This window comes from Anaerobutyricum hallii DSM 3353, from assembly GCF_000173975.1.
Classification (GTDB): Bacteria; Bacillota; Clostridia; order Lachnospirales; family Lachnospiraceae; genus Anaerobutyricum; species Anaerobutyricum hallii.
This window is the reverse complement of sequence record NZ_ACEP01000025.1, coordinates 1-24728: the sequence shown is the minus strand read 5'-3', so window position 1 is coordinate 24728 and position 24728 is coordinate 1. Positions and strand designations below refer to the sequence as shown.

Here is a 24728-nt window from a genome sequence, read left to right as displayed (position 1 = left end):
TACAACAAATTTAAGTTGAACATCTATAAGTACTGCAAAATTGGATTTTTTTCTTAAATAACAATAGGCTGATTCAAAATCAAATAGAGATTTATGAAATCAAAAGGAGACAACTCTATTATGAATAAACAGGACATTTACAATTACTTAAAAGAAAATAATATCTGGCACGAGATTACAGAGCACAAAGCCGTCTACAACATGGCTGAACTTGCCGAAGTCGATACCCCTTACCCTGAGGCTGATGCAAAGAATCTTTTTGTTCGTGATGATAAAAAGAAAAACTTTTATCTTATCACTGTTCGCGGAGATAAGCGCGTCAATTTAAAAGAATTTAGAAAGGCCAACGGAACCCGCCCATTAAGCTTTGCCTCCGCAGAAAATCTTATGGACATTATGGGGCTGATTCCTGGTGCTGTAACACCTCTTGGAATCTTAAATGATACGGAAAAGAAAGTACATTTTTATCTTGATAAACATTTTCTTGAAGAACCAGGTCTTGTTGGAGTTCATCCAAATGATAATACTGCTACTGTATGGCTCAAAACAGAGGATTTAATCCGTATTATCGAAGAACATGAGCATGATGTGACACTGGTATCTTTAGATTAACAGCAACTATTGTATAATAGTTACCCCCATTGCCAAACCGGCGTGGGGGTATATTTATAGCAAACGAAAGGATTTACCTATGAACACCGCTTACTTTTACCTCACCGATGAAGGCGGGAAACTCGCCCACAAACTTGCTACCGCTCATCCCGGTGATATTTATAATAAAGAAAATTTTAAAGAAAACCTTCGAGCAGGTTTTGGCAAATACGATTCTCTCGTCTGTATCATGGCAACCGGAATCGTTGTGCGTATTCTCGCCCCACTCATTGTCCACAAGACGAGTGATCCGGCAGTTGTCGTTTTAGACCAGAAAGGGAAACATGCCATCAGCCTACTTTCCGGTCACCTTGGCGGTGCAAATGATCTTGCCCGTGAAATGGCAGCCATTTCCGGCGGCGAAGCTGTAATCACCACAGCAACCGATGTCGCAGGCGAACTCTCCTTTGATACTTTTGCAAAAAAATATGATATGGCAATCGAAAATATCGGTCAGCTAAAGCATATCAGCGGTGCTTTACTTGCTGGTAAAAAGGTAAATGTCTTTACTAATAAAAATGCAAAGGAACTTTATCCAGAATTAGCAGAAGAACAGAAACGAGGAATGATCGATATTTTTTCACTTTCTGATTTTTTCAAAATCTATATAAGAAATAAAAATAATACTAAAACAGAAGATTTAAATGCAAATTTAAGATCAAAAAATATTATAACCAGTCATATAGAAACATATAATATTGCAGTAACCGATGATAAAAATGTCAAAACAACTCCTATCATGTCACCCTCTACTAACATCGATAATATTGAATCTGATATCCCGATTGTAGTAATTGATGAAGGATTTTCTCTAAATGAATGCTCCACTATCCCTTCTTCAGCCCCAATCCTCTATCTCCGCCCGCGTACTATCTGTGCTGGCATTGGCTGCAAGAGAAACATGGAACAGAAGCCGATTGAAGAAGCACTTTTACAGACATTAAAAGAAGAGGGCCTCCACCCTCTTTCTCTAAAATGCATTGCGACGATTCCTCTGAAATCTGATGAACCTGGAATCATTGGAACCGCCGCAAATTTAAACGTGCCACTGAAAATCATACCTACCGAAAAAATTGAAAAATTGGATATCAGCCAACTCGGCATCGCAACTTCTGAATTTGTTGCCAGCCAGACGGGGGTGTTATCTGTTTCTACAGCCTGCTCTTATCTGGCATCTGGCAAGGGAGAAATTCTTCGGGATAAGGCAAAATATAAGGGAATTACCATTGCTCTTTCGAAAGAAAAATCCTGAGTTGCGCAGCAAAGGAGACGCTTCCAAAGAGAGCCGATACCCTATATTTGTGGCCTCGGAGCAAGGTTTGGATGTGAGCGCTGTAAGCGAACATTCAAACCGCAGCGACTAAAGTCACAAATATGCTTTATTTATCTTCAGGAGTTCGTCTGCTCCGCAGCCTCACAAATCAGAAGTTTATTTCTTCTAATACTTTGGAGAATGGCATTTCCCCGCCAAACAAATCGAGTGCACTTCCAATAGTAACATCCACCTTATTTCTCCCAAGTTCTTTTAATTTTCTCAAATCCTCAAAGGAGCTTACACCCCCTGCATAAGTTACCGAAATTCCATTCCAGTTGCCAAGTAATGCGGCAATATCTTCCTCGATTCCACCTGCTTTTCCCTCTACATCTACCGCATGTACAAGAAATTCATCACAGTAATCAGCGAGCTCAGATAATACATCTTCGGTAAGTTTTACATCCGTAAACTTCTGCCAGCGGTCTGTGACGATATAATAATCCTCTCCTTTTTTACGGCAGCTTAAATCGAGAACGAGGTGTTCCTTTCCAGTTACTGCAACTATTTTTTCAAGATTTTCATAGTTAATTTTTCCATCCTTAAAAACATAAGAAGTCACAATGATATGTGAAGCCCCCTGTTCCAGAAAAAATGCTGCGTTCTCTGCGGTCATTCCACCACCAATCTGAAGCCCTCCCGGATAAGCAGAAAGAGCCAGACATGCCTGCCGTACATCTTCCTCATAATACTGGCTGCCTGCTGGATTTAAAAGGATGATATGCCCTCTTTCAAGACCTGCATCTTTATATAATTTAGCATAAAAATCTCCATCTTTTTCGGAAACAAAGTTATCCTGTGCGTAATCTCCTTTATCTAAAAGACTCCCTCCGACAATTTGTTTTACCTTTCCATTATGTATGTCTATACATGGTCTGAATTTCATAAACTTTTCCTTTCATTTTTATTCATTTGCCTTTCTATCAACAATATGAATTATCTATCAATTAAACTATCAATAATTACCACTCAATTTTCTAAACTACTCCTTATTAAATTGGGTGCTTCTTAATTTAAAAAAGAAAGTACCAAATGTTCTTCATTTGAAAATATTACATATGTTTTCCATATGCCATCAGTATATCAAGTATGCTTATTTTATCAAGTATGCTAATAAATCAATATATTGTAAATATCAGCTTTTATTATTTTAATTCGATAATCTCCCTGTCATATGGTACATACACATTACCTTTATAATATTTTTTTGCCTCTTTTTTATAAAGAGATTTTCTCTTACGAATATTTTTATCTTCTGTATGCCATAATAACAGATTCTTCACTTGTAATTCCTGCGCCAGCTCTGCACTGTCTTTTACCGTACCATGATGTTTTTCATATGGCTTAAATTCGTCCTTTTCCCCATCTAAGCAAAAAGCTTCATGAAGGAAATAGTCTGTCTGATATGCATATTCAAAACAATGCTCCTGGTATGGTTCGTCTCCACAAAATGTAAGACGCTTTCCATTATTTAAAGTTGTCACAAATCCAAACTGTCTTGCCTTTGTAGATCTTATATCGAAAAACTTCACTTTATAATCTAAAATCTGTTTTTCCTCTCCATCCTGCACCGGACAGAGAATAATTCTGTCTCCAATAAGATTGGTAATCTTCTTAACTAATGTCAGCTCACAAATTGTCTTAAGCACATTCACCAGCCCATCATGGCAGTAAATCGTACAATTTCCTTCATATTTTCCTTTCTGAATTGCCTGTCCGATAACACGAATCATCCAGATCATTCCCAGAAGATGGTCGGTATGTTCATGCGTAAGAAAAATATCATGAATTTCTGTAACCGGAATATTCATTTTTTCAAGCTGAGTAAGAATCCCATTTCCACCTCCGGCATCAATCATAAAATATTTTCCCTTTTCATCCTGAATAATAGAACAAGTATTATAACATTTTGTAACAGAAGCATTTCCCGTTCCAAGTACGATTAATTTCTCCATAATGTTTCCTTTCCATAACTCTATTTTTATTTCTTATTTATTTTATGTTTTTCTACTTTTTAGCGAGTGCGTTTTTATCAAATAAATCTATTTTTATCAATCTGTTTTTATACACACTAATAATGACTATCTTTTACAATTTTATTCTTGGTAAATCTACTTTTCTAGCCTACCAATAAGGATTGTTTTTCTCAAGCCTACTCTCAATAAATCTTCTTTCTATAATCCCTCAGCAAGAATTGTTTCTTTCAAATCTATCCCCGATAAATTTGTTTCCGATAACATTCAAATGCTGAAGGAATTGCATATTTTTCTTCTAAATCTTCTCTTGATACGGCAATCCATTCTTCCTTTTCTAAAAGTTTCTCTGAAATGTCTCTCATTTGAATACGATATCCCCTCATCTGCCATTCCACATGAGAAAAAATATGTTTTCCCTCACCCAATGGCTCTATCATATAATCTCCGATTTCCCATTTTTTCATCTGTTCAGATAACTCTTTTGCAGAAAGCTCGCCATCAAGATTAGGCAATTCCCATAATCCACTTAAAAGCCCTTTCTCTGGTCTTTTGTGCAAAATAATCTTATCAGATACTTCTATTAAAAATACAGCCTTTTTTTCAATTTTTCTCTGTTTCTTTTTTGCTTTCACTGGAAAATCTGTTTCTTGACCGTATTTATGTGCCTTACAAATAGACTCCCATGGGCAATTTTCACAAAATGGTTCTCCATTTGGAATACAAATCGAAGATCCCAGATCCATCAATGCCTGATTAAAGTCTCCCGGACGTTCTTCTGGCAAAACACGCCTTACTTCCTGTGTTATTTTTTTCTTTACTGAAGTTTTATTTATCTCCCCATCTTCTGCAAGAATTCTTGAAAAAATTCTGAGGGCATTTCCATCTACGGCAGACTCTGGAATACCAAATGCAATTGAAGCAATCGCGCCTGCAGTATACTCCCCTATCCCTCTTAAAGATAACAATTTGGAATAATCTGACGGAATTTCTCCATCGAACTCTTCCATTATCTGAACTGCGGCCGCCTTTAAATTTCTAGCACGATTATAATAGCCGAGTCCCTCCCAAAGCTTCATAAGTTCATCATCAGGAACTTCTGCCAAAGCTTTCACATCCGGCAGACTTTCCATCCAGCGGTCATAATACTTTTTAACCGCCTCCACCCTGGTCTGCTGTAACATAATTTCAGAAATCCAGACATGATACGGTGTCGGATCACTTCTCCACGGCAAAATCCTTGCATTATAATCATACCAGTTAAGCAAAACTCCCCCGATACCCGCTGGTGCCACTTGCAATGGGCCACAGATTTCCTTCCACTCATTTGTCAATTTTTCTATAGAAAATGCTGCATTTGCCGGACTTGTCGAGGGAAGTTTCTTCGCCTTTCTCCCGGTTTCTTTTTCCTGATACTTTCGGTAATACTCATATGATTTCGCACCATTACAGTAAATCTGCCTGATATCCGCACTTTCCAATATCTCTGATAAATCATTTGGCACTACATTACGAATACTGCTATCAGATGATCCTATAATATCACAGCTATGAATCACATCCCACACCGCAATACAGTTTCTGTGAAGGAAATCCTTCTTTTCCTCTACAGTTTCCGGTTTTTTCTCCGAAAGAATTCCCGCCAGAAGCTTCCAGAAACGATTTTGCTTATGTCCATAAAAAAATGCCTCTTCCCTGGACTTCACCGAAGGAAAACTCCCCAATATCAAAATTTTTGAATCTTTATCATAAAGAGGCGGAATTGGATGAATAATCTTCTGTCTTTTTGTTTCGTCTAGTTTCATAATCAATATTTTCCTTTTGTTATTAAATCTTACCCTTTATATTTCTTATAATTTCTAATTTTCAGGCATTATTCTGCTTCTTATAATCCTCATTTTTTCAGGCATTATTGTACTTCTTATAATCCTCATTTTTCTAGGCATTATTCTGCTTCTTATAATCCTCATTTTTTCAAGTATTATTATATTTCTATAACTTTTAACTATAAATTAAAATAATTTTATAATTTGCAACTATTCATTAAATATACTACCTTATAATTCAGAAATTATTATTGCAGCTTATATAAATGCTATTTTTATTCCAATACACTTTAATATATAAAAAATTATAAATTAAAGTTATATCTGGCATACCAGAATTATAACATAAATTTCCTATATCTTCGTCAGAAAATAAAAAAGTCCGGTTTCCCGAACTTTTTTATTTATATCCTTACTACTTTTAATCTGCTAAAACATGTTTAAAAATGCTCCAGAGTGTGTTTTTCTCCCTTTGCTATCTTCTAATCATTTCATACATTTATATGTAAATTACATGCCATCAAAATCTTCTTTCTTAAAAAATCTCATATTCTTTTCCATGCTTTTCAAGCCAGCTGCGACATTCCTTATATTCCGGCATCACCTTTTCCATCTCATTCCAGAACGTAGCCGAATGATTCATAACTTTTAAATGCGTCAGCTCATGTGCAATAATATATTCGATAATTTCCATAGGAAGCATTGCCAGCTTCCAGTCAAACTTCAGATTATGCTTACGATTACAGCTTCCCCACACTGTCAGCTGATTCTTAATCTCAATATTCTGATATGAAAGACGTGGCCGTCGCAGTGGAGACTGCCTCTTTTGACCTGTTATCATTACCTGATTATACTGAAGTCCCATCTTCTGTGCAAACTCTTCTACCTTCTTTTTAACAATAATCAATGCACATTTTTTATAATAACGCATGATACAATACCGCAGAAATTCCTGGCTATCCTTATCTGTCTTAATAATCAAATGTTTACCCTGATCCTTTTTATCTTCCATATAAATCTTAGTTTCTTCCTCATCAAAATCAGATAAATACTTTATCCTAAGAAGAACATCTGTCTTCCCAAGAAATGGAAGGTATAGCCCACCTCGGTAAACAATTCTTCCTTCCTCCAAATCCAAAGTAATTGGAAGCATCTGATGGTTTCGAACCTTTTTCTTCTCATATTCCTCAAAAATCATCGTTTCATTCAGGCGTACATACCGCTCTATCATCTCCCAGCTCATTCCAACAGGAACCTTCATATCTATTGATAAATCATTATGTATAATAAAATCTACATACCTGGAATTCACACTGATAACATTCACATATAAATCCCTTGAACCTTGATGAATTCTAATTTTGGACACGAGACTCCCCCTTTCTTCTGGATGATAGAAAATAATTTTTGTGTTATTTAATAGTATAGCGCGTTTTTTGGTCTCTTTCAACAAAAATATTATTACTATTTAATTCATCCTTCCAGCCACAGCACAGAAGCCATTGCCCCCAATAAGGCATATTTGTGGTTTCGGAGCAAGGTTTGGATGCGAGCGCATGAGCGAACATTCAAACCGCCGCGACTAAAATCACAAATATGCCTTATTGGGGGCAATGGCTTCGTCTGTTGTTTGTCTAATGAATTAAATAGTAATCTAAAATACCACTCCAGCTCTTAAGATTACATTTGGATATGGAGAAAATTCTCCTGTCCGGATGGCAAAACGGCATTTACCGCTGAACTTCTTTAAGTCTTCATGTGGCATGTATTCTACTTCTGCTTCAGGAAGACCTGCCTTAATGTACTCTTCTAATTCTGGATTAAATTCTTTAATTTCGTGAGCCAGATAATACCCTTCTACCTGTACTTCATCTAAAACAGCATCTAATACCTGCTTAAATGTTGGTACTCCTGCAGTTAATACAAGATCTACTACTTCTACTCCTTCAGGAATAGGCATTCCGGCATCCCCTATCATAAATAAATCCTTATGTCCCAGGGCTGCGAGTAAATAAGAAAGTTGCGCGTTTAAAATTCCTCTTTTTTTCATTTTTACCTCCAGAAGCGCCTTATTGCGCTACAAATCAGGAACAATTGACTATTTTAAAAAATGCCACGGTAACTAAAACACATAGTTGCCGCGGCATATTCAAGCAAAATTAGTATGTCTTACTCTACTGTGTAAGGCATTAAGGATACGTGTCTTGCTCTCTTGATTGCTACTGTAAGAGCACGCTGATGTTTTGCACAGTTTCCTGTGATTCTTCTAGGTAAGATCTTACCTCTTTCAGATACGTATCTTTTTAATTTATTTACATCTTTATAATCGATTACTGCATTCTTGTCTGCACAGAAAATGCAAACTTTTTTTCTTCTGCGGCCACCTCTTCTTCTCATTGGAGCATCGCCACGATCTTTGCTATATGCCATTGATATTACCTCCTAAATTCCTTAACTCTAAATAAAAGGCAGTTCTTCTTCAATTCCCTCTGGAATTGTCATGAATCCATCGCTCACTGCCTCACTTGGGGCTGGACGGTTTGTCGGTGCAGGTGCAGCCTGTGGCTCTGGAGCACTCTGATAGCCTCCCTGCTGCTGATATCCACCTGTATAGCTGGAAGCAGCTGCCTTACTCTCCGCAAAATCCTGTTCTTCAACAACAACATCTGTTGTATATACCTTAACACCGTCACGATTGGTATAACTACCTGTCTGAATTCTTCCGGAAATGACAATCTTAGTACCCTGTTTCAGATACTTCTCAGCAAATTCACCTTGTCTGCCAAAAGCAACACAGTTAATGAAGTCTGCATCCTGATCGCCTTCTCTGCGGAATCTTCTGTTTACGGCCAAAGTATATCTTGCTACGCACGTTGCCTTCTCACCCTGTGAGTATCTCACATCTGGGTTTCTGGTTAAACGTCCCATCAAAATTACTTTATTCATGGAATTCCTCCTATTCGTTATGCATCCTGTTTAACGCATAAGTATCTCATAACTGGCTCCATGATACGAACACGACGTTCAATCTCTGCTGGACACTCAGCTGATGCATCGAATTGGATGAAATAGTAATATCCTTCTCTCATCTTCTGAATTTCGTAAGCTAATTTCTTCTTACCCCATTCATCAACGTTAGTAATCTCTCCGCCAAATTTTTCGATTAAAGCTTTAATCTTTTCAATGGCATCTGTTCTAGCGTCATCTTCGATTTTTGCATTAATAACCAGAGCTAATTCATACTTATTCATGGTCATTTGCACCTCCTTTTGGTCTTTCTGGCTCTCTTAAATATTTAAGAGAACAAGGATTTTTACACATTACAGTTGTCCATTATATCACAAAGCACTTACAAACTCAAGTTTCATTTTCAAATTTTATTATATAAAATTTTCTCTTATATTGTTTCTTTTTTGTTCATTTTGCTATTATATGTATCTTTAAAATATCTCCTATGCTGCTTATATAGTCTGATTTTTTAAACACACTCTAGTCGATATCTTGATGAATATATCCCCGGAAGTTCTTCTCTACCAGTTTTCTTGGAACCATTACCTCACGACCACAGTTCATGCACTGCAGCCTGAAATCCATTCCAACTCTGAGTAATTTCCACTCATTAGCACCACAGGGATGCTTCTTCTTCATTTTAATAATTTCTCCTACTTTAAACTCCATATTTCCCCTGCTTTCTCTTTTTTCAATTAATCTTCCTGTAAAATTCACTATAGCAGAAAATATTTTTTACGTCAAAGTCTTCTTCTTTTTCCTATTTTCGCTTTTTCTATCTTATTCTATTTTCTTTTATTTTACTTATTTTATCCCTTTTTTTATCTCATCCGCTATTTGAGCTACTCTTTCCTGTTCTTCCATTATCTCATTTACTGTTTCCGCTAGAGCGTGTTTGAAAAATGCTTTCTGTTTTCTTTTACTATATTTTCTTTATATATTTATCTTATTTCAGATTTCTTTTTCTTCTAGTAAAAATAAAGAGTCCACTGATTACGATAAATATTCCCAATGTGCTTATAATACCTATTAACATATATTCTTTTTTATGTTCTTGATATTCTTTTACCGTTTTACTATCTGTTACAAGACAAACCTTTGTGTCCCCATTATCATTAGAATCTATTACATTTCCGGCCTTATCTCTTGCGATATAACGCACTGTCTGATATCTTTTATCTGCTGTAAGTGTCTTCCGTACCATATAATTTTCATCTAAGTCTTTCGGTTTTATAATAATCTTTTTTGTTCCTTTCTGACCTAATATATCCCTGTCAGTTTCCATATATAATTCTAGTTCTTTAAATGCATAATTATCCATTACACGAATAGTAAATTCATGCTCTTTCTCTTCATAGATCTGTTTATCCAAATTGCCAATATGAACTACCGGCGGAGTCTTATCTACAACAAACCGAAGCTCCTTTTCTTTCGTATCAGCTTGAAATGTAACACGATAATCCCCCTCTCTCTCAAAGTCTTTTTTAGCAAAATTGTAGTATTTTTCATACCAGCCATACCTTTCTGACTTTTTATCTGCTATCACACTACTTGTTATGCTACTTTCACCTATCACCTTTCTCTCTTCATTATCTTTTAAAATAACCGCCCTTGATTTCGTCTGCTTTACACACTGTTCCCTCAATTTGATTTTTGGTGCTTCTTTCAAATAATATTTATTTATCTTCTTTTTTAATGCGTGGCTTAAAATAAAATCCGCTCCCCGTTGATTCACACGGAACACCACTTTAAAATCATCCTTAATTTTATTTCCTGCCTTATCTTGTCCTTTAATTTGTAAATAGTATATTCCATCGCTATTTTCGGTCTTTTTAATATTATCCCACTGCACCTGTACTGTATTTTCACTTTCTGCTCTTTCGTAACTCCATTCTTTTTTCAAAACATTCCTATCATCTATTTTCTTTAAAGAAATCTCCACAGATTCTCTATCCAAATACTGATCTTTACATATTACCTGTGGCATTATCTTCTTTCCCTGATAAATTCCATTCTGTTTTACTCCAGCTATATGTACAGCAGGAGTCGTTGTATCTATTATAAATTCTTTAGTCTCTGCTGTTTCTGAGACATTTCCTGCCTTATCTGTACATTTTACTCGAATATGATATTTTGCCTCTTTCTTTAGCACCAGCCTGCTATAATATTTGTCTCCATCTTCCTGATATTTTACTGGTTTTTTATAGTAATTCTACTTTTCCCATGAATTGCATCTATATTATATTCTACTTTATTTTTATCAAAATTCTGTTCCTGTATACAAAATGTAATAATTCGTTCCGTATTAAAATATGGGACTTGATCAGCCTGCTTTCCGATTCCATTTATCTGAATAGAAATCTGTGGAACGGTCTTATCAATCGTAAAATAATTCCTATCTTTCCACTCAGACTTATTTCCTGCCTTATCTGTTACCGACAGCCCTACCGAATAGTCCCTGCCATCTTCCTCGAAGCTAATTTCGCATACATAGGTACCCTGCACATTTTTCCATTCTCCAATCTGATATTTTTGATTACTTCCCTGTATATTCCACACTACCAAATCAGGTGAAAAATTCTTTTCCTTTACTGTCACAGTTGCTTTTCTTGAAAAATTATAATATTGTGTCTGATTATTCTGATCATACACCACTTCTATCTCTGGTTTTGTGTTATCTATGACAACTTTTTCGTTCAATATATTCTTCTCTGTATGCCCAGCGTTATCTTCTAAATCTGCCTGGATAGTCAGCGGATTATCTGCATCAAATTGTGAAAATTTATCTGCCTCTAATTCAATCTGTTGTCTTTTTCGATAAATTAAGTTATCTCCATCCCACATAATTGTCTTTCCCGTTTTTATTGAACTATCCTTTTTCTTTGTTGTTTTGGCATATAACTGAGTCTTGTAAATTCCTGCATATGTGTCTTCAAATACGGCTTGAACCGGAACAGTATTATTATAATATCTTATATTCTTCTCTTTATCCGTAAAAAAAGCCCGCGGCATTTTCATTGTTATATTACTTGTCTCTTTATGTAGCTGCAATGATTCCGAAATTGCACCTTTACTCTTCACCATCTCACTTACATTTCCGCTATAATCTTGTCCATAAACCTTTAGATACCCTTTAAAATTCTCTTTTTCAGGAGATACTGTGATAGAAAACTCTGACAAATCTTCCTTTTCAAAATATTCATCATTTATTTTCTCTGCTCCTGTCCTTTCTACCTGGGAAAACTTATTTATATCTATTGGTTGTTCTTCATATGGAATAAAAGCATAATTTATTCTCTCTATCCCACTAATAGCATCTTTTATCCGAATGAAAACATTCATTCTTCTTTTACTAAAATATCGGAAAAAATGGTATTTATGAAACAATAACAATGTATTTTTCTTTTTATCATCTCCATTTTCTTCTGCTTTAAAAATCAAATCTCCACTCTCATTATCAACTCCTGTATAAATAATCTCTGGTTTGTGACAATCGTATGTTATCTGCAAGTTTTTCTGATTTGCTACACACGCAGCACTATCAATAACCCCAAAGTTTAATGTATAATTTCCTTCAGCTTCTACCTGTATGTTTGTCTCATTAATTCTGATTCCATCCTCATAATAAGACTTCCATTGTAAGCTTTTCTTCTGGCTCTTAAAACGTTCCCATTCTTTCTCCATAACCATTCCATTTGAATAAAACATTTTCCCCTCTAAAGAAAAATTTATCTTATTAAAATTTTCTTCCTGTATTTTAATTGTAATCTGAGGAGCATTTTGAAAATACTGTCTTTTTCCTATCTTTTTCACTGCATTCTGGTTAAGAATCACACTTGTTATCAATGGACTCTTTGTATCAACGGTATAGAGTGGACTTTCATAATATCCATTATAAATACACCTTTCTGTCTCGCTACTCTTTTCAGCTGTCATAACATTCCCAGCTTTATCTGTACAATGTATCATAAGTTTATAATGGCCATCATCGAGATTTGTAACAGAATATCGCATTACTGTTTTGGAATTTTTCTCTTGCTCTCCTTTTTCTAATTCTTGTTTTTCTGGCTCCTGCTTTATTTTTTCTGTTATTTCCTCCCATGATTCTTTGTTCTGTTCTATTTTCCCATTTAGACCATATTTTACACGATATAACTTTAATTCTATATTTTCCGCCTCTAAATTCATATCTTCAATGCAAATATCAATCGAATTTTCCCTTTTCATAAATAATTCATTTCCAGAAGAAGTAATTTTTTCTCCGTTACTCTTTAATTTTTTATTTATATTTGCCGGTGAGGATTCCGCTTCCATAACGTTAATAATGCCTTTATAATCAACCGATAGCTCTGGCGCCGACTTATCTATCGTAATGTCTGTACTCTCTATCCCTTCCTGTCCTGTCTGATTGGATACTCCTTTATTTCCTGCCAGATCAGAGCAATCAAGAATAAACTTCCATTTTCCTTCTACAGCAAAATCAAACGAAATTTGATGTAAGTTTCCTTTTTTAGTATGTATCCATGCCAAAATGTCTAACATACCATCATTACTTTCAGCTTCATTTTCTTTGACTGCTTCCCTCGCCCTATCATCTAATGGCATCGCCTGGATATGTATACTATCTAAATCAAGGTATTTTTCCCTTATATCTATCATTCCTTTTACTGACGTATTGTAATAACATTCTTCATCTATATTGTATGTTATATCTGTATTGCATTTTTTATCGGTATTATATATTTCATCTGTATTATAAGTTTCACTGACAGATTTCTTCGCAAATCTTATTCCTTCCTTCTTTTTATCTGCTTTCTCAAGCTTTAATCCTGCTATCTCCGGACATTTTTTATCAATCACCAGCTTTTTACTTTTGAAAGTTCCTGATAAAATATTTCCGTAATTTTCTACCGCTCCTTTATCTCCAATTAATGGCATTCCCCATCTATTTATATATTCCAGATACAAGCTATACACTTTATGTCTGTTTTTTTCTGTCTCAAAAGAAAGTGTTTTTTGATAGATTGGATTGTCACTAGCTTTTCTTTCAAACTCCCCTTGTTCATACTGTCTAATCTTATTAAAACCTTCTTGGTCAATACCACTTTCCTTCTCTGAAACCTGGAATAAAAATGACTCTTTTTCTAAGTCAGAATGAAACGTATTTTCCTCCACACCTATGGTAAATGTCCTATTATCCTTACTAAAAAGATATTGTGCAAATTCTCCCGTTCCCCCAATCCATCCTTTTGACTCTAAATATAGTTTTGGACTTTTTTCCCCTATGTCACCAGCAGTATTATCCATAACTTCTGTATCTTCATCAATTGCCAATTGTGTGATTACAGCTGCTTCTACGTAGTATGTTCTATATGTATAGATGCTTCCAACTCCCACAAAAGCTAATACAATTAATTTAAAATAAGCTTTATTCGTTATCTCATTTTTCCCCTTGTCTCCTATTCGTCTCACTCTTTTTCTCTTTATTTTATTTCTCACATGAGCTACTTTCTTTTTCAAACCACTTATTAATATTACATATACATTCGCTTTTACAAAATACAATATTGCCGCCAGAAAAAAGCAACTGCATACTATCATCCCTAACACCGCACCTTTTTCCAGATAGCTTATCTTTTGTAATAGTCGTGTATTAAGTTCCTCCTGCATCCCTCACATCCTCCTTGTCTTTAAAACTATCTGCTATCTCTATCTTTTGCTTTGCCTCATTCATAAATTGATATAGTTCTTCCATTTGTTTTTTCTCCTTTATAAAATACTTTGTTCTCTCTTCTATTTTTTCTAATTCTTTATTTAACATTTTTTTATTTATTGAACTATCCTTTAAGAACTGCTCTGCATAATTCATAATTTCTATGGTAATCTCCCGTGAAATTAAATATGCTGCTGCAAGGTCTGATTTTGTACTTTTTTGTGTCACTTCAAATTGATTTAGAGAATGGAGCGTTTTATAAAAGTCCATAAAATCTCCTGTTCCTCTTTCTCCACTTTGATCTGTTCCATTAAGCAAAAATGTATTATAATAATTAGCTATCTTTGCATATAAACCTGCTCTTTTTCTCTTTTGCTTGCCAAACGCTTCATTCTCATCTTGCGAAGTCATCGTATCAATAGCTTCACAAAACCATTTTTCTGATGCTCCTTTTCCCGTTATATTTCCCATATCATAGAAATATCCCAAGCCTAAAGCATAACTAAATTCTGCATATCCCAACGCATTGTGTTTTTGAAAGATCTCTATTACCGTCCCTTCTTCACAGACAGAATTTATAAGATCAAGTAATATTACTGCATCCTCTATCTGAAAATGATTTAGACGAATAAAATACTTTATCATGCTCTGATAAATCAGTTTTTCCTCTGGTATAAGTTCTAATGCCAGCTTATAATATTGACTGGCTTCCTTTTTATCTTCACTTTTTTCTGCTATGTTTATATATCTTACAACTGCTTCTTCCTTATAACAAAATGATACCTTTTTACACCCTATACAAAACATCAAAGATAACTGTCCTACCATCATAAAAATCAAAAACTTTATTATTTTCCTTCTCTCGTTCTCCTTTTCTTTCTGCTTTTTATAATCTATTTGCGATAAAGCGTAGGCAAGTTCTCTGCAATTCTGATACCGTTTTTCAGGCTCTGATTGTATACATTTTAAAAGAAGGCTTTTCATTTCTAAAGATATATGTTCTCCCCAATATTTCTCCGGATATATCTTATAGGGCGGCTTTTCCGGGTTATATCCCGTTAATAAGCTATAAAGCGTGACTCCCAGGCAATAAATATCCGTCCTCGCATCTGTCTGCCCCATACCTCCATATTGTTCTGGTGCTGCATAGCCTTTCGTTCCAAGATACATTGCATCACAAGCCGTATTCTTATAACAATATTCTCGGGCCGTCCCAAAATCTATAAGAACTAATCTTCCCGTTTTTTTTAATATAATATTCTCTGGTTTTAAATCTCGATAAATAATTGATGGCTTTTTCGAATGAAGATAAGAAAGAACTTCACATAACTGTTTGCCCCATATTAAAATCTCTTTTTCTTCAATCCGCCCTCTTTCATTTAAAATCTCTTTTAATGTTTTTCCCTCAATAAACTCCATTACCATCCAAATAGCATCTTTTTTCTCTATAATGTCAACAATCTTTGGAAGTCCTGGATGATCCAATCTTTTTAAAATATCCGCCTCTACTATTAGCTTCCTGCTTATCATTTCGTAATTCTCGCAATATTCCATACTTATTTCTTTAACCGCCCATTTTTGCTTTAGTCTTTCGTGTACTGCCAAATATACTGTACTCATTCCCCCTTGTCCGATTACCGATAGAATTCTATACTTTCCATCTAGCACAAAACCTGCCTTTAACATCTCCCCATCACATCCGTCAAAAAAGTATTAATCTATTTCCATTCTCTACTCCGCTTTCCTCTAATTTAAAATCAAGAGGTAATATTCGTTTGTTTTCTATACATGCCAGATAGAGTTCCAGATCTATCTGTTTCTCACAAATAATGCTTTCCTTATCCCGTATTACATCATATATTTCTTTTATGATATCTCTTATCAATGCCGTTTCTTCACATTTAAACTCATACCACTTTCCTACACCTGCAACAAAAACATCAACATATACCATCGGCAACTCCCCTATTCAGTACTTCTTTTATCTTTTCCCGGCGTTCATAATCATTATGTACATTCAAGGCCAATGCTGTTTGAAATTCTAAAATTCTCTCTCCATAATAAGCAATGCCACGTCCCGGAATCTCCGCCTTAGGAAATACAGAAATTTGTATTACATCAAAAACTTCTGTATAGGCATACTTATCCTTCATATATAAACAGATTTTTGTTTTAAAAAGCTCTGCTATTCTCATAGAAATATACATTCCAGAAAATGATTCTATCGAAATCATTACTTTTATTCCTAACTTTTCCCCCTCTCGTAATATCAAATACAGGCTATCATCATATCTCTGATATGTTTCCTCACAAAATTCAACAAACCCGTCCACTATAATTAAAATCAGCGGAAACTCTTCTTTCTCATTTTCTATTTGATTTAGTGAAACGTTATCTTCTTTTCCAACATCTCTTTTATCTTCATTGCTCTTATTCTCAATTCTTTTGCTCTTATTTTTATATTGCTTAAAATTACCCCCTGAAAATTTCTTTTTTCTTCTTTTCATTTCTTTTTTTATATTTTCAAATAATTCTTCTACTTTATCCTCTTCTTCCTCTTTTATAACCTGTTTTACCTGGGGCATTAAATCATATATGTCCATACCACTTCCATTGAAATCCAACAGATATAAACATACTTCTTCTGCTGTACTCTCTTTTAATAATGAAAATAGAAATGTTTGAAAAAAGGTACTTTTACCAGAAGCACTTCTGCCACAGATAGCTATGTGTCCGCTTTCCATAAGATTTAAGGAAAATATGGACTGTTCCTGATTTTCGGGATCATCAAAAATACCGACACATACTTCCAAGTTCTTATTCATGTCAACTCTTTGCCTTTTCTCTTTTAACTTTTTATCTTTATTCATTTCTTTGTGAATCTCATTCAAATATATATACTTCGCCAATGGCTCCAGCCATAATTTTCTTCCCTCTTGATATTCCTTTTCTTTTGCAAAACGTATAATATACTGTTTGATTGCCTGCAATTGTGTTATCTTTTTCTTTCTGTTCTTCTCAGCATTCTTTCTTCTTTTATATATGGTTCCATCTGTTTGAACCAGACATGCTGCCACTTCCGTATCCTCTTGCTGAAATAAAGCCCCGCTCCAGCCTGCCTGGAACAACTCATATACTTCATTATTCCCTACCTGCAAGTATCCTCTTCCTGTTTGTGTAATCTGGCAGGCATCCATGTTATGAAGCATATCCATGCTATCTTCCCTTTCCTGCACTTTAAGACAAATTCGGAATCTTGAATTACTCCATATCTTATCGTCAACAACACCTCCTGGTTTTTGAGTTGCCAGCAGCAAATGAACACCTAAGCTCCTCCCTACTTGAGCAACACTAATTAATTCCTGCATAAATTCCGGCTCCGCCTTTTTTAATTCGGCAAACTCATCAATAATAATCAGTAAATGAGGAATTGGTTCGTTTACACTTCCCGAATTAAACAACCTTGTATAATCATTAATGTTATTTACCTTACATTCTTTAAATATTCTTTGCCTTCGTTTATTTTCACTTTTTATTGATACCATTGCTCTATATGCCTGCCCATCTGATAAATTCGATATTTTTCCTGAAATATGTGGTAATTCAGAAAATAGCGCTGACATCCCCTCTCCTTTATAATCAATTAACAAAAAGCACACCGCTTCCGGACTAAAATTCACTGCCATGGATAAAATAAATGTCTGAAGTACTTCACTTTTCCCTGAACCTGTCGTTCCAGCCAATAAACCATGCGGTCCATGATATCGCTCATGTATATCTAAATAAAAAGGTTCATCTCCCGCTTTTTTACCTATTAAAACCTTTGCACTTTCAAAAATTCTATTCTTTTCCCATCGCTGTTTTATATGTAATTCTTCTATCGTGTGCACATCATACATTCCTAAAAAATCAACAACTTCTGGTATACCAGCCTTTTCTTCAATTTCCATCACTTTTATTCCTGAAATACTCCTTATTAATTTCTCCGCAATATTTTTTTCCGTATAATCAAAATTTATTTTCTCTTTCTTCTGACTGTGCCTTTCTATCTCATACCGCCCAGTAAATCCCCCATTTATTTCCAATACCATTTTACATGTATTCGGCAATTTTTTTCTCATCGAGTCCAGCCATACAACTGTCAATCCATATTCTTTTCCTCTATCTAAAATATATTTAGAAAACATTTCTCCTTCCAAAAATTGTTCTTCTGCAACAAATAAAATATAATGTGGCAAAATTTTTTCTGACTTATCGGATATGGATACCTCTTCTCTTTCTTTAAAAATCTGCAACAAATCATAGAATAACCGCCTCGCTTCTACCTCATTCCCTGCAATAAATCGCTTTTGTCTATTGGCATCCCATATATGCGGAAGCCACCTGCAAAAATCCCATTGCTGCGATTGAATAACCTTATTTTTGTTATAAATACATCCTATCTTTACTTCCGTATAACAATTACACAACGCAATCTGTAAAATAATACTTCTTACAAGTTCCATTCCTGCTATCGTATCTTTTGTTATGATTCCAATCTGACTATACCTTCCCATGTCGAGTAACACAGGAATCTGATGTAGAATCTCATAATGTTCCTTTATCTTTTTTGCTTCCCGCCATAGAATATTTTCCTCATCGCCAAACACTTCCTCAGGAAATTCTATTTTCATAGGAAACTCAACGTCACCTATACCAATTCTGTACATTAAAAAATCTTTATGATATAGATTTCGATTCCATAAATACATATCTAATAATGGGCTATCTAAATAAGTATCTGCCCGTAAATATCTACTTTGTAAAACCTTATATACCCGTTCATACTGCACTTTGATATATTCACTTTTTTTATTCAAATATCTCCTATAAGCCAGTCGCTCTTTATTAACTTTCTTCTGCTGTTCTCTTTTTTCATACTTTCTCGAAATCATAAGCCATAAAATAGAACATACCGCTGACATCACTGCCATAAACAGTCCAGAATATACATATATTCCTGCCTGATTCTGCTCTGATTTCATTCCATAAATTAAAAATAAGTTCATTCCTAACATTGGAAACATCAGATTCATGATAGTACCTATATCCATAAATATAGATTTTTTCTCCTGTACATCCACTTGGGGCGGTGCATCAACTTTTAATGATACTTTTTTTAATTCTTCCATTACTCTCGGTGCCCTGTGAAAAGTTATCTCTCTTTTTTCCTTCTTCCTAACATCCTCTTGTCCCTTTATCTCATTTTCTAATATTACTTCTTCCAAATAATCTGATACTGTATTTCTCTCACCAGCTTCTACTGCTATATAGTTCTCAAAAAATAACAAATATATAGTTCCAATACATATAACATCACCAAACTCTAATTGCTGCTTTTTCTCTAACAAAATTTCATTAATATATATTTCTATATTCCCACATTTCTCTATGAACCATTTGCCATACTCATATGAAATACCCATACTATTTTTTCTATTAATGGCTTTCTCCATCATTATGAATATATTTTTCTCTTTTATTATCCGACAATCTCTAAGTTTATATTTCTTATATATGCTCCAGTCATTCCTATATCGTATAAGCTGTATATAAAGATCCTTCCCACCTACCGATAGTTCATTCTTTCTCCCTATTGACAACTTGTAAAATATTCCTTCATCACTTTTCCGTTTTCCCATCTGAAAAAATTCTTCTGTTTTCAAATGACAACAGTCTGTTTCCTTGATAAACCATTCTCCAGATATATTTTTAAACTGTAAAAATACTGTCCTTTCCAAAGAGAAATCATCTTTAGGTAATAATATATGACACTCTGCTCTCTTACCGCTGACAAGCTGTGTGCGTTTCATCCTGCTTTTTCCGTATATAAAAATTAAAAATCTCATAGCTTCTTTACTCCTAAAGTGGTATACTATTTAATCAAATAAAAAATAAAGGAGCTGCCTCATGATAGCAAAAGATGATATTGTTATAAGAAAAGCTATTTTGCATATTTTAGACACCAATCGCGGAGAATGTATTCTTTCTAATACTCTCTTAGATCCAGGGCCAGATTTACATGATTTTATTCGAAACCATATTTATAAAATTGTTTCCAGCGATGATACCAAAAACTGTGAATTTGACCCAGAATATTCTCCAATCTATTCCATCTTAGAAACATGGGATGAATCAGATGAAACTTCTTTCATTGAAACCAGTCAGGCCATTGCAAATAAACTCTATGTTGCCATGGGAGAAGGATTAGATATACCCGCTGCCGATTTATTATTCGTGACCTTTCAGGCAGAAGGAATTATCTATCTTGCCCTTTTAAAAATGAATTACAAGGAAAGCTATACGCATGAAATCACCGAGATTCCTGATAATCCTGTTATTAATACAGACATCATCAAAACACATTCTCTGCTTCCTTCTGCAACTTCAAGAATACCTGAGGCCGTAGTTATTAATTTATCCGATTATCACATAAAGCTTTTGGAGAAAAAGTATGAGATAAATGGTGAGAAAGCTTATTATTTATCGGAAAACTTTCTTGTCTGCCGTACCAGTATTCCTCCAAAAAAGAAGTTAAATATTCTTACTCGTGTTATTAATAATATTTCTAATAAATACGATGGTGCCGATTTAAAAACAAAGATGGATACAAAAAGTGCTCTTCAAAAAGAATACGTTGATAACAAATCTTTCGATATAGAAGAAATAGGTAATAAACTTTTCGGAAAAAGTCCAGAAAAAAAATCAGAATTTGATGAAAAAATGGAACAGTACGACTTACAATATGATAACTTTACTGTCACCAATGAAAGTACTGTAAAGAAATTAGAAAAGCAGGTCATGGTAACTGATAGCGGAATTGAAATATCTATTCCAATGGAAACTTATAACAAACTGGCTAACTTTGAAGTTCAAACAGATGTAACTGGTAAATCAACGATTATCATAAGAAATATTGATAATCTTGTTTTAAAGTAATATTACATTCAGAATAAACTTTATAAACATATTAGATTCTAAATAAATATTACATTGATACTTCCACAATTATTACACTACTGTTTTTAATATTATTTACTTGTAAATATTCTAGAGCGTGTTTGAAAAACATTCTAGCTGTAAATATTTATTAAATTAAAAAACCTCCCACACAAAATCATCTCAAACTTGCAGTTTGTTTATCTTTTGTGTGAGAGGTTTCTTGATATCTTGCCTTAAATTTTTACTTTTTAGCTAATTTCCCGACATATGATATCTTATTCAAAGCTGTGATTATTATTTGTTACTTCTTCTCCAAATATGCATCTTTTCTGCTTCTTTAATTAATTCATCTCTGAAATCTGGATGAGCAATATTAATTAATGCTTCTGCTCTTTCCCATGTAGACATACCTTTAAGGCATACCTTACCAAATTCTGTTACCACATAATGTGTATTAGGACGAGTATCTGTTACTGTAGATCCTTCTGCTAAAGTAGGTCTGATTCTTGTATGCTTTACACCATCTTTGGATGTAAATGTAGAAGAACAACAGATAAAACTCTTACCACCCTTAGATAAGTATGCACCCTGAACGAAATCAAGCTGTCCACCTGCACCACTAATCTGTTTTATACCTGCACTCTCTGCATTAACCTGACCATATAAGTCAATATCAACTGCATTATTGATAGAAATAAAGTTATCAATCTGTGCTATTGTCTTAGCGCTATTCGTATAATCAACTGGTGCACTCATACATTCTGGGTTATCATCCAGATAATCATACATCTTCTTAGTACCTGCACCGAATGCATATACCTGACGTCCTCTGTCGATATTCTTCTTTAAGCCTGTAATCTTTCCTGCCTTTGCAATGTCAACAAACGCATCAACGTACATCTCTGTATGTACACCTAAGTCCTTTAAATCAGATTCAGCAATCATGGAACCTACTGTATTAGGCATTCCACCGATACCAAGCTGTAAACATGCTCCATCTGGAATCTCTTCTACGATAAGCTGTGCTACGGCTTTGTCTACTTCTGTTGGTGGTGCGCCAGCTCCTAACTCACCAATAGCTGGATTCTCGCCTTCTACGATGTAATCTACGCGAGAAACATGAATGCCTTCTTCAAATCCACCCAAACAGCGAGGCATATTCTCATTAACCTCTACGATAATTACATCTGCAGCTTCACAAACTGCCATCATATGGGATGCATTTGGTCCAAAGTTAAAGAATCCATGTTTATCCATTGGAGCAACCTGGAACATCGCAACATTCAAATGCTTGATATTCTCTCTGTAATAACGTGGAAGTTCTGAATATTTTAATGGAGAATAGTATGCAAATCCTTTACTGATTGCCTTTCTCTCCAAACCACCCATATGCCAGGAATTCCATGTAAAATGATCTGCTACATTATTTACCTTGAAAATCTCTGGTTCTCTTAATAAGATACCACCACGAATCTTAACATCTTCTAATTCATCTGCTCTGGCTGCTAATGCTGCATCCAATGCAACTGGAGTACCGGTTGTCCAACCATAATCTACCCAATCATGAGATTTTACTACCTTAACCGCTTCTTCTGCTGTAACAAGTTTCTGTGCATATTCTTTAATGAAACTCATGCTTCTCCTCCTAACAACTTCTGCTCTTGTTAAAAAAATATCATGAGTATATTCTACCACCGTTGTATAACTCGGTCAACCTAAATCGAACCTTGAATCCTTATATTTTTACAACATTTTTGCTAATTTGGCCTTATATTTCTGAGAAATTGGAATAACTGTCTTTTTATTCAAATAAAATTCACCATTTATCAAATCTGCTTTTTGAATAAACATAAAATTCACAATATAACTACGATGGCAACGAATAAAATAATCTGGCAGGCTCTTCTCCAACTTTTGCAAGGAACTATAAAAAGAAATCTCATACTTATTTACATGCAAGATAATCTTCTTATCTCTTGCTTCTAAATACTGAATCTCTTCATAATGAAAACAATAAATCTCCCCTCCTGTCCGAATCTTTAATATATCTTCTTGTTTTTTCTTTCTACACTTATCCTTACAACACCATGTAAGACTTCGGTATATAATCCTACAAGCTTTCGCATATACATATGGTTTCAGTAAAAGCATATCTGGTGAAACTTCCGGAATTAAATAGGACTCTGCTGAAATCTGATTAGTACTTACAACTAGCAATCGTCCTCTCGGGAAAATCCCCCTTATTCGTTTCGCTCTGCATAAATCCTCTATACCTGTGATTTCTACTACAAGTAAATCTGGCGGCTGTATTCCCTCTATATTCACCTGATGATACTCTTCATCGCTTATGATAAAATTACGTAAAAACTCTTTATCTATAAGCGCCACACACTGATTACATATCTTTCCAATTAAATCTCCTTCTCTTTTGTCATGACAAAAAATCATAACTGACAGCATAATCTATTCATCTGTCTATACAATCTAAGCAATTACATTATTCTTTAATGTTGCCGCAACCTGTTTATTCTGTTCTTCTGCTAACTGGTATTCCTGTGCAATTGTTGTCAAATGCTGTGATTCTTCTTCTATCATCTTGCACATCTTGGCGATATCGGCATCCAATCCATTAAACTTACCAAGATATATACTACTCGCCTCTCCACTCCAGATGGAACTACTAATTCCCCTCACTAACTGAAGCATATCAGAAGTAGTTTTCTTAACGTCCTTTCCTGCCTGTTGGAAAGAACTTGCTGTCGCCTTTAACTTCTCTGGAGTTACATTAATTAAATCTGCCATAAATCCCCCTCCTAGCTTACCGCTGTCGCCTCATTCTTCTTCTCTGCTTTATTATAGATTGCAATAATCTTCTCTAGTATCAATATAAATTCCAAAATTGTCTTAAGTAAGTTCCGCATCTTTGAAATGTCTGTCTTAAGTTGCTTTACATACTTCTCTTTTGCAGCGCCTTCCCACATAGAATTAAGACTGTTCCCCAAAGTTTCTAAAAGCGAAATCTTATTCTTTAAGGAATTACTCAATACTATCAGTGACTCTCTCTTATTAGATATTTCTTTTGTTGAAGCAATAATTTGTGCCATAAATGCCTCCTCTCATATCTCGGTTAACTGCTGCAAGAGTATTATAACATATTTGGAATTAATTTCCACTATTTTTGACAAATTATGTTTATTTTGTGATAAGTACTTCTTTATTATGTTTACTTTTTATTATGTATAAAATAAAAATGACGTATTTTA

At 34.6% G+C, this 24728-nt stretch carries 21 protein-coding genes; 3 read left to right on the top strand and 18 right to left on the bottom strand.

Features of this window, described 5'->3' with window-relative positions; genetic code table 11:
• Positions 1-120 precede the first annotated feature (120 nt).
• Both EUBHAL_RS01620 and EUBHAL_RS01615 read left to right on the top strand, forming a co-directional pair.
• Positions 121-612, top strand: a complete 492-nt coding sequence (locus tag EUBHAL_RS01620) for a prolyl-tRNA synthetase associated domain-containing protein (protein WP_044921440.1) — start codon at positions 121-123, stop codon at positions 610-612.
• Between the two features lie 79 nt (positions 613-691).
• Complete coding sequence (locus tag EUBHAL_RS01615; protein WP_005344050.1) at positions 692-1903, top strand: cobalt-precorrin 5A hydrolase; 1212 nt, start codon at positions 692-694, stop codon at positions 1901-1903.
• A 169-nt stretch (positions 1904-2072) separates the two neighbouring features.
• On the opposite strand, the gene hisA is transcribed toward EUBHAL_RS01615, so the two are convergent.
• The 14 genes from hisA to essC all read right to left on the bottom strand — a co-directional run bounded on the left by hisA (position 2073) and on the right by essC (position 20372).
• Positions 2073-2849: a phosphoribosylformimino-5-aminoimidazole carboxamide ribotide isomerase gene (gene hisA / locus EUBHAL_RS01610; protein ID WP_005344048.1), complete on the bottom strand. Its 777-nt coding sequence runs from the start codon at positions 2847-2849 to the stop codon at positions 2073-2075.
• 259 nt (positions 2850-3108) lie between these two features.
• Positions 3109-3918 (bottom strand): MBL fold metallo-hydrolase, encoded by an 810-nt coding sequence (locus tag EUBHAL_RS01605; protein ID WP_005344040.1) that lies wholly within the window; start codon positions 3916-3918, stop codon positions 3109-3111.
• 254 nt (positions 3919-4172) lie between these two features.
• On the bottom strand, positions 4173-5741 hold the full coding sequence (mutY, locus tag EUBHAL_RS01600) for an A/G-specific adenine glycosylase (RefSeq protein WP_005344038.1): 1569 nt from the start codon (positions 5739-5741) through the stop codon (positions 4173-4175).
• A 556-nt stretch (positions 5742-6297) separates the two neighbouring features.
• A complete protein-coding gene (locus tag EUBHAL_RS14620; RefSeq protein WP_049940615.1) occupies positions 6298-7131 on the bottom strand; it encodes a M48 family metallopeptidase in 834 nt (277 codons plus the stop codon).
• Positions 7132-7416: 285 nt separating this feature from the next.
• On the bottom strand, positions 7417-7812 hold the full coding sequence (gene rbsD, locus EUBHAL_RS01590; protein WP_005344033.1) for a D-ribose pyranase: 396 nt from the start codon (positions 7810-7812) through the stop codon (positions 7417-7419).
• Between the two features lie 119 nt (positions 7813-7931).
• A complete protein-coding gene (gene rpsR / locus EUBHAL_RS01585; protein ID WP_005344029.1) occupies positions 7932-8192 on the bottom strand; it encodes a 30S ribosomal protein S18 in 261 nt (86 codons plus the stop codon).
• 27 nt (positions 8193-8219) lie between these two features.
• Positions 8220-8708: a single-stranded DNA-binding protein gene (locus tag EUBHAL_RS01580; protein WP_005344026.1), complete on the bottom strand. Its 489-nt coding sequence runs from the start codon at positions 8706-8708 to the stop codon at positions 8220-8222.
• Between the two features lie 17 nt (positions 8709-8725).
• The gene (gene rpsF, locus EUBHAL_RS01575; RefSeq protein WP_005344024.1) at positions 8726-9013 is read right to left on the bottom strand and encodes a 30S ribosomal protein S6; all 288 of its coding nucleotides are present in this window, start codon (positions 9011-9013) and stop codon (positions 8726-8728) included.
• Between the two features lie 238 nt (positions 9014-9251).
• Complete coding sequence (locus EUBHAL_RS01570) at positions 9252-9440, bottom strand: DUF951 domain-containing protein (protein WP_022169364.1); 189 nt, start codon at positions 9438-9440, stop codon at positions 9252-9254.
• 277 nt (positions 9441-9717) lie between these two features.
• Positions 9718-10923, bottom strand: a complete 1206-nt coding sequence (locus EUBHAL_RS01565; RefSeq protein ID WP_005344021.1) for an Ig-like domain repeat protein — start codon at positions 10921-10923, stop codon at positions 9718-9720.
• Positions 10924-10961: 38 nt separating this feature from the next.
• Positions 10962-14441 (bottom strand): Ig-like domain repeat protein, encoded by a 3480-nt coding sequence (locus EUBHAL_RS01560; RefSeq protein ID WP_005344019.1) that lies wholly within the window; start codon positions 14439-14441, stop codon positions 10962-10964.
• Positions 14425-16170, bottom strand: a complete 1746-nt coding sequence (locus EUBHAL_RS14615; RefSeq protein ID WP_005344018.1) for a serine/threonine protein kinase — start codon at positions 16168-16170, stop codon at positions 14425-14427. Before EUBHAL_RS14615 ends, EUBHAL_RS01560 begins: the two co-directional genes overlap by 17 nt.
• Positions 16171-16186: 16 nt before the next feature.
• Positions 16187-16438: a hypothetical protein gene (locus tag EUBHAL_RS01550; protein WP_005344016.1), complete on the bottom strand. Its 252-nt coding sequence runs from the start codon at positions 16436-16438 to the stop codon at positions 16187-16189.
• The gene (essC, locus tag EUBHAL_RS01545) at positions 16425-20372 is read right to left on the bottom strand and encodes a type VII secretion protein EssC (protein ID WP_044921435.1); all 3948 of its coding nucleotides are present in this window, start codon (positions 20370-20372) and stop codon (positions 16425-16427) included. Before essC ends, EUBHAL_RS01550 begins: the two co-directional genes overlap by 14 nt.
• Positions 20373-20433: 61 nt before the next feature.
• Between essC and EUBHAL_RS01540 the strand changes: the two genes are divergently transcribed.
• Positions 20434-21462: a nucleoid-associated protein gene (locus tag EUBHAL_RS01540; RefSeq protein WP_005344012.1), complete on the top strand. Its 1029-nt coding sequence runs from the start codon at positions 20434-20436 to the stop codon at positions 21460-21462.
• Between the two features lie 297 nt (positions 21463-21759).
• On the opposite strand, the gene EUBHAL_RS01535 is transcribed toward EUBHAL_RS01540, so the two are convergent.
• The 4 genes from EUBHAL_RS01535 to EUBHAL_RS01520 all read right to left on the bottom strand — a co-directional run bounded on the left by EUBHAL_RS01535 (position 21760) and on the right by EUBHAL_RS01520 (position 24569).
• Positions 21760-23100, bottom strand: coding sequence for a butyryl-CoA:acetate CoA-transferase (locus EUBHAL_RS01535; RefSeq protein ID WP_022169369.1), 1341 nt, complete (start codon positions 23098-23100; stop codon positions 21760-21762).
• Between the two features lie 108 nt (positions 23101-23208).
• Positions 23209-23913 carry a LytR/AlgR family response regulator transcription factor gene (locus tag EUBHAL_RS14610; protein ID WP_167534378.1) on the bottom strand — a complete coding sequence of 235 codons (705 nt, stop codon included), beginning with the start codon at positions 23911-23913 and terminating at the stop codon, positions 23209-23211.
• Positions 23914-23949: 36 nt separating this feature from the next.
• The gene (locus tag EUBHAL_RS01525) at positions 23950-24267 is read right to left on the bottom strand and encodes a WXG100 family type VII secretion target (protein WP_005344007.1); all 318 of its coding nucleotides are present in this window, start codon (positions 24265-24267) and stop codon (positions 23950-23952) included.
• Between the two features lie 11 nt (positions 24268-24278).
• Positions 24279-24569 (bottom strand): hypothetical protein, encoded by a 291-nt coding sequence (locus tag EUBHAL_RS01520; protein ID WP_005344006.1) that lies wholly within the window; start codon positions 24567-24569, stop codon positions 24279-24281.
• Between the last annotated feature and the right edge of the window lie 159 nt (positions 24570-24728).

Coding starts and splice junctions, on each gene's coding strand:
- EUBHAL_RS01620 (WP_044921440.1), top strand. CDS start 121: ATGAATAAACAGGACATTTACAATTACTTAAAAGAAAATAATATCTGG.
- EUBHAL_RS01615 (WP_005344050.1), top strand. CDS start 692: ATGAACACCGCTTACTTTTACCTCACCGATGAAGGCGGGAAACTCGCC.
- hisA (WP_005344048.1), bottom strand. CDS start 2,849: ATGAAATTCAGACCATGTATAGACATACATAATGGAAAGGTAAAACAA.
- EUBHAL_RS01605 (WP_005344040.1), bottom strand. CDS start 3,918: ATGGAGAAATTAATCGTACTTGGAACGGGAAATGCTTCTGTTACAAAA.
- mutY (WP_005344038.1), bottom strand. CDS start 5,741: ATGAAACTAGACGAAACAAAAAGACAGAAGATTATTCATCCAATTCCG.
- rbsD (WP_005344033.1), bottom strand. CDS start 7,812: ATGAAAAAAAGAGGAATTTTAAACGCGCAACTTTCTTATTTACTCGCA.
- rpsR (WP_005344029.1), bottom strand. CDS start 8,192: ATGGCATATAGCAAAGATCGTGGCGATGCTCCAATGAGAAGAAGAGGT.
- EUBHAL_RS01580 (WP_005344026.1), bottom strand. CDS start 8,708: ATGAATAAAGTAATTTTGATGGGACGTTTAACCAGAAACCCAGATGTG.
- rpsF (WP_005344024.1), bottom strand. CDS start 9,013: ATGAATAAGTATGAATTAGCTCTGGTTATTAATGCAAAAATCGAAGAT.
- EUBHAL_RS01570 (WP_022169364.1), bottom strand. CDS start 9,440: ATGGAGTTTAAAGTAGGAGAAATTATTAAAATGAAGAAGAAGCATCCC.
- EUBHAL_RS01560 (WP_005344019.1), bottom strand. CDS start 14,441: ATGCAGGAGGAACTTAATACACGACTATTACAAAAGATAAGCTATCTG.
- EUBHAL_RS14615 (WP_005344018.1), bottom strand. CDS start 16,170: ATGTTAAAGGCAGGTTTTGTGCTAGATGGAAAGTATAGAATTCTATCG.
- EUBHAL_RS01550 (WP_005344016.1), bottom strand. CDS start 16,438: ATGGTATATGTTGATGTTTTTGTTGCAGGTGTAGGAAAGTGGTATGAG.
- essC (WP_044921435.1), bottom strand. CDS start 20,372: ATGAGATTTTTAATTTTTATATACGGAAAAAGCAGGATGAAACGCACA.
- EUBHAL_RS01540 (WP_005344012.1), top strand. CDS start 20,434: ATGATAGCAAAAGATGATATTGTTATAAGAAAAGCTATTTTGCATATT.
- EUBHAL_RS01535 (WP_022169369.1), bottom strand. CDS start 23,100: ATGAGTTTCATTAAAGAATATGCACAGAAACTTGTTACAGCAGAAGAA.
- EUBHAL_RS14610 (WP_167534378.1), bottom strand. CDS start 23,913: ATGATTTTTTGTCATGACAAAAGAGAAGGAGATTTAATTGGAAAGATA.
- EUBHAL_RS01525 (WP_005344007.1), bottom strand. CDS start 24,267: ATGGCAGATTTAATTAATGTAACTCCAGAGAAGTTAAAGGCGACAGCA.
- EUBHAL_RS01520 (WP_005344006.1), bottom strand. CDS start 24,569: ATGGCACAAATTATTGCTTCAACAAAAGAAATATCTAATAAGAGAGAG.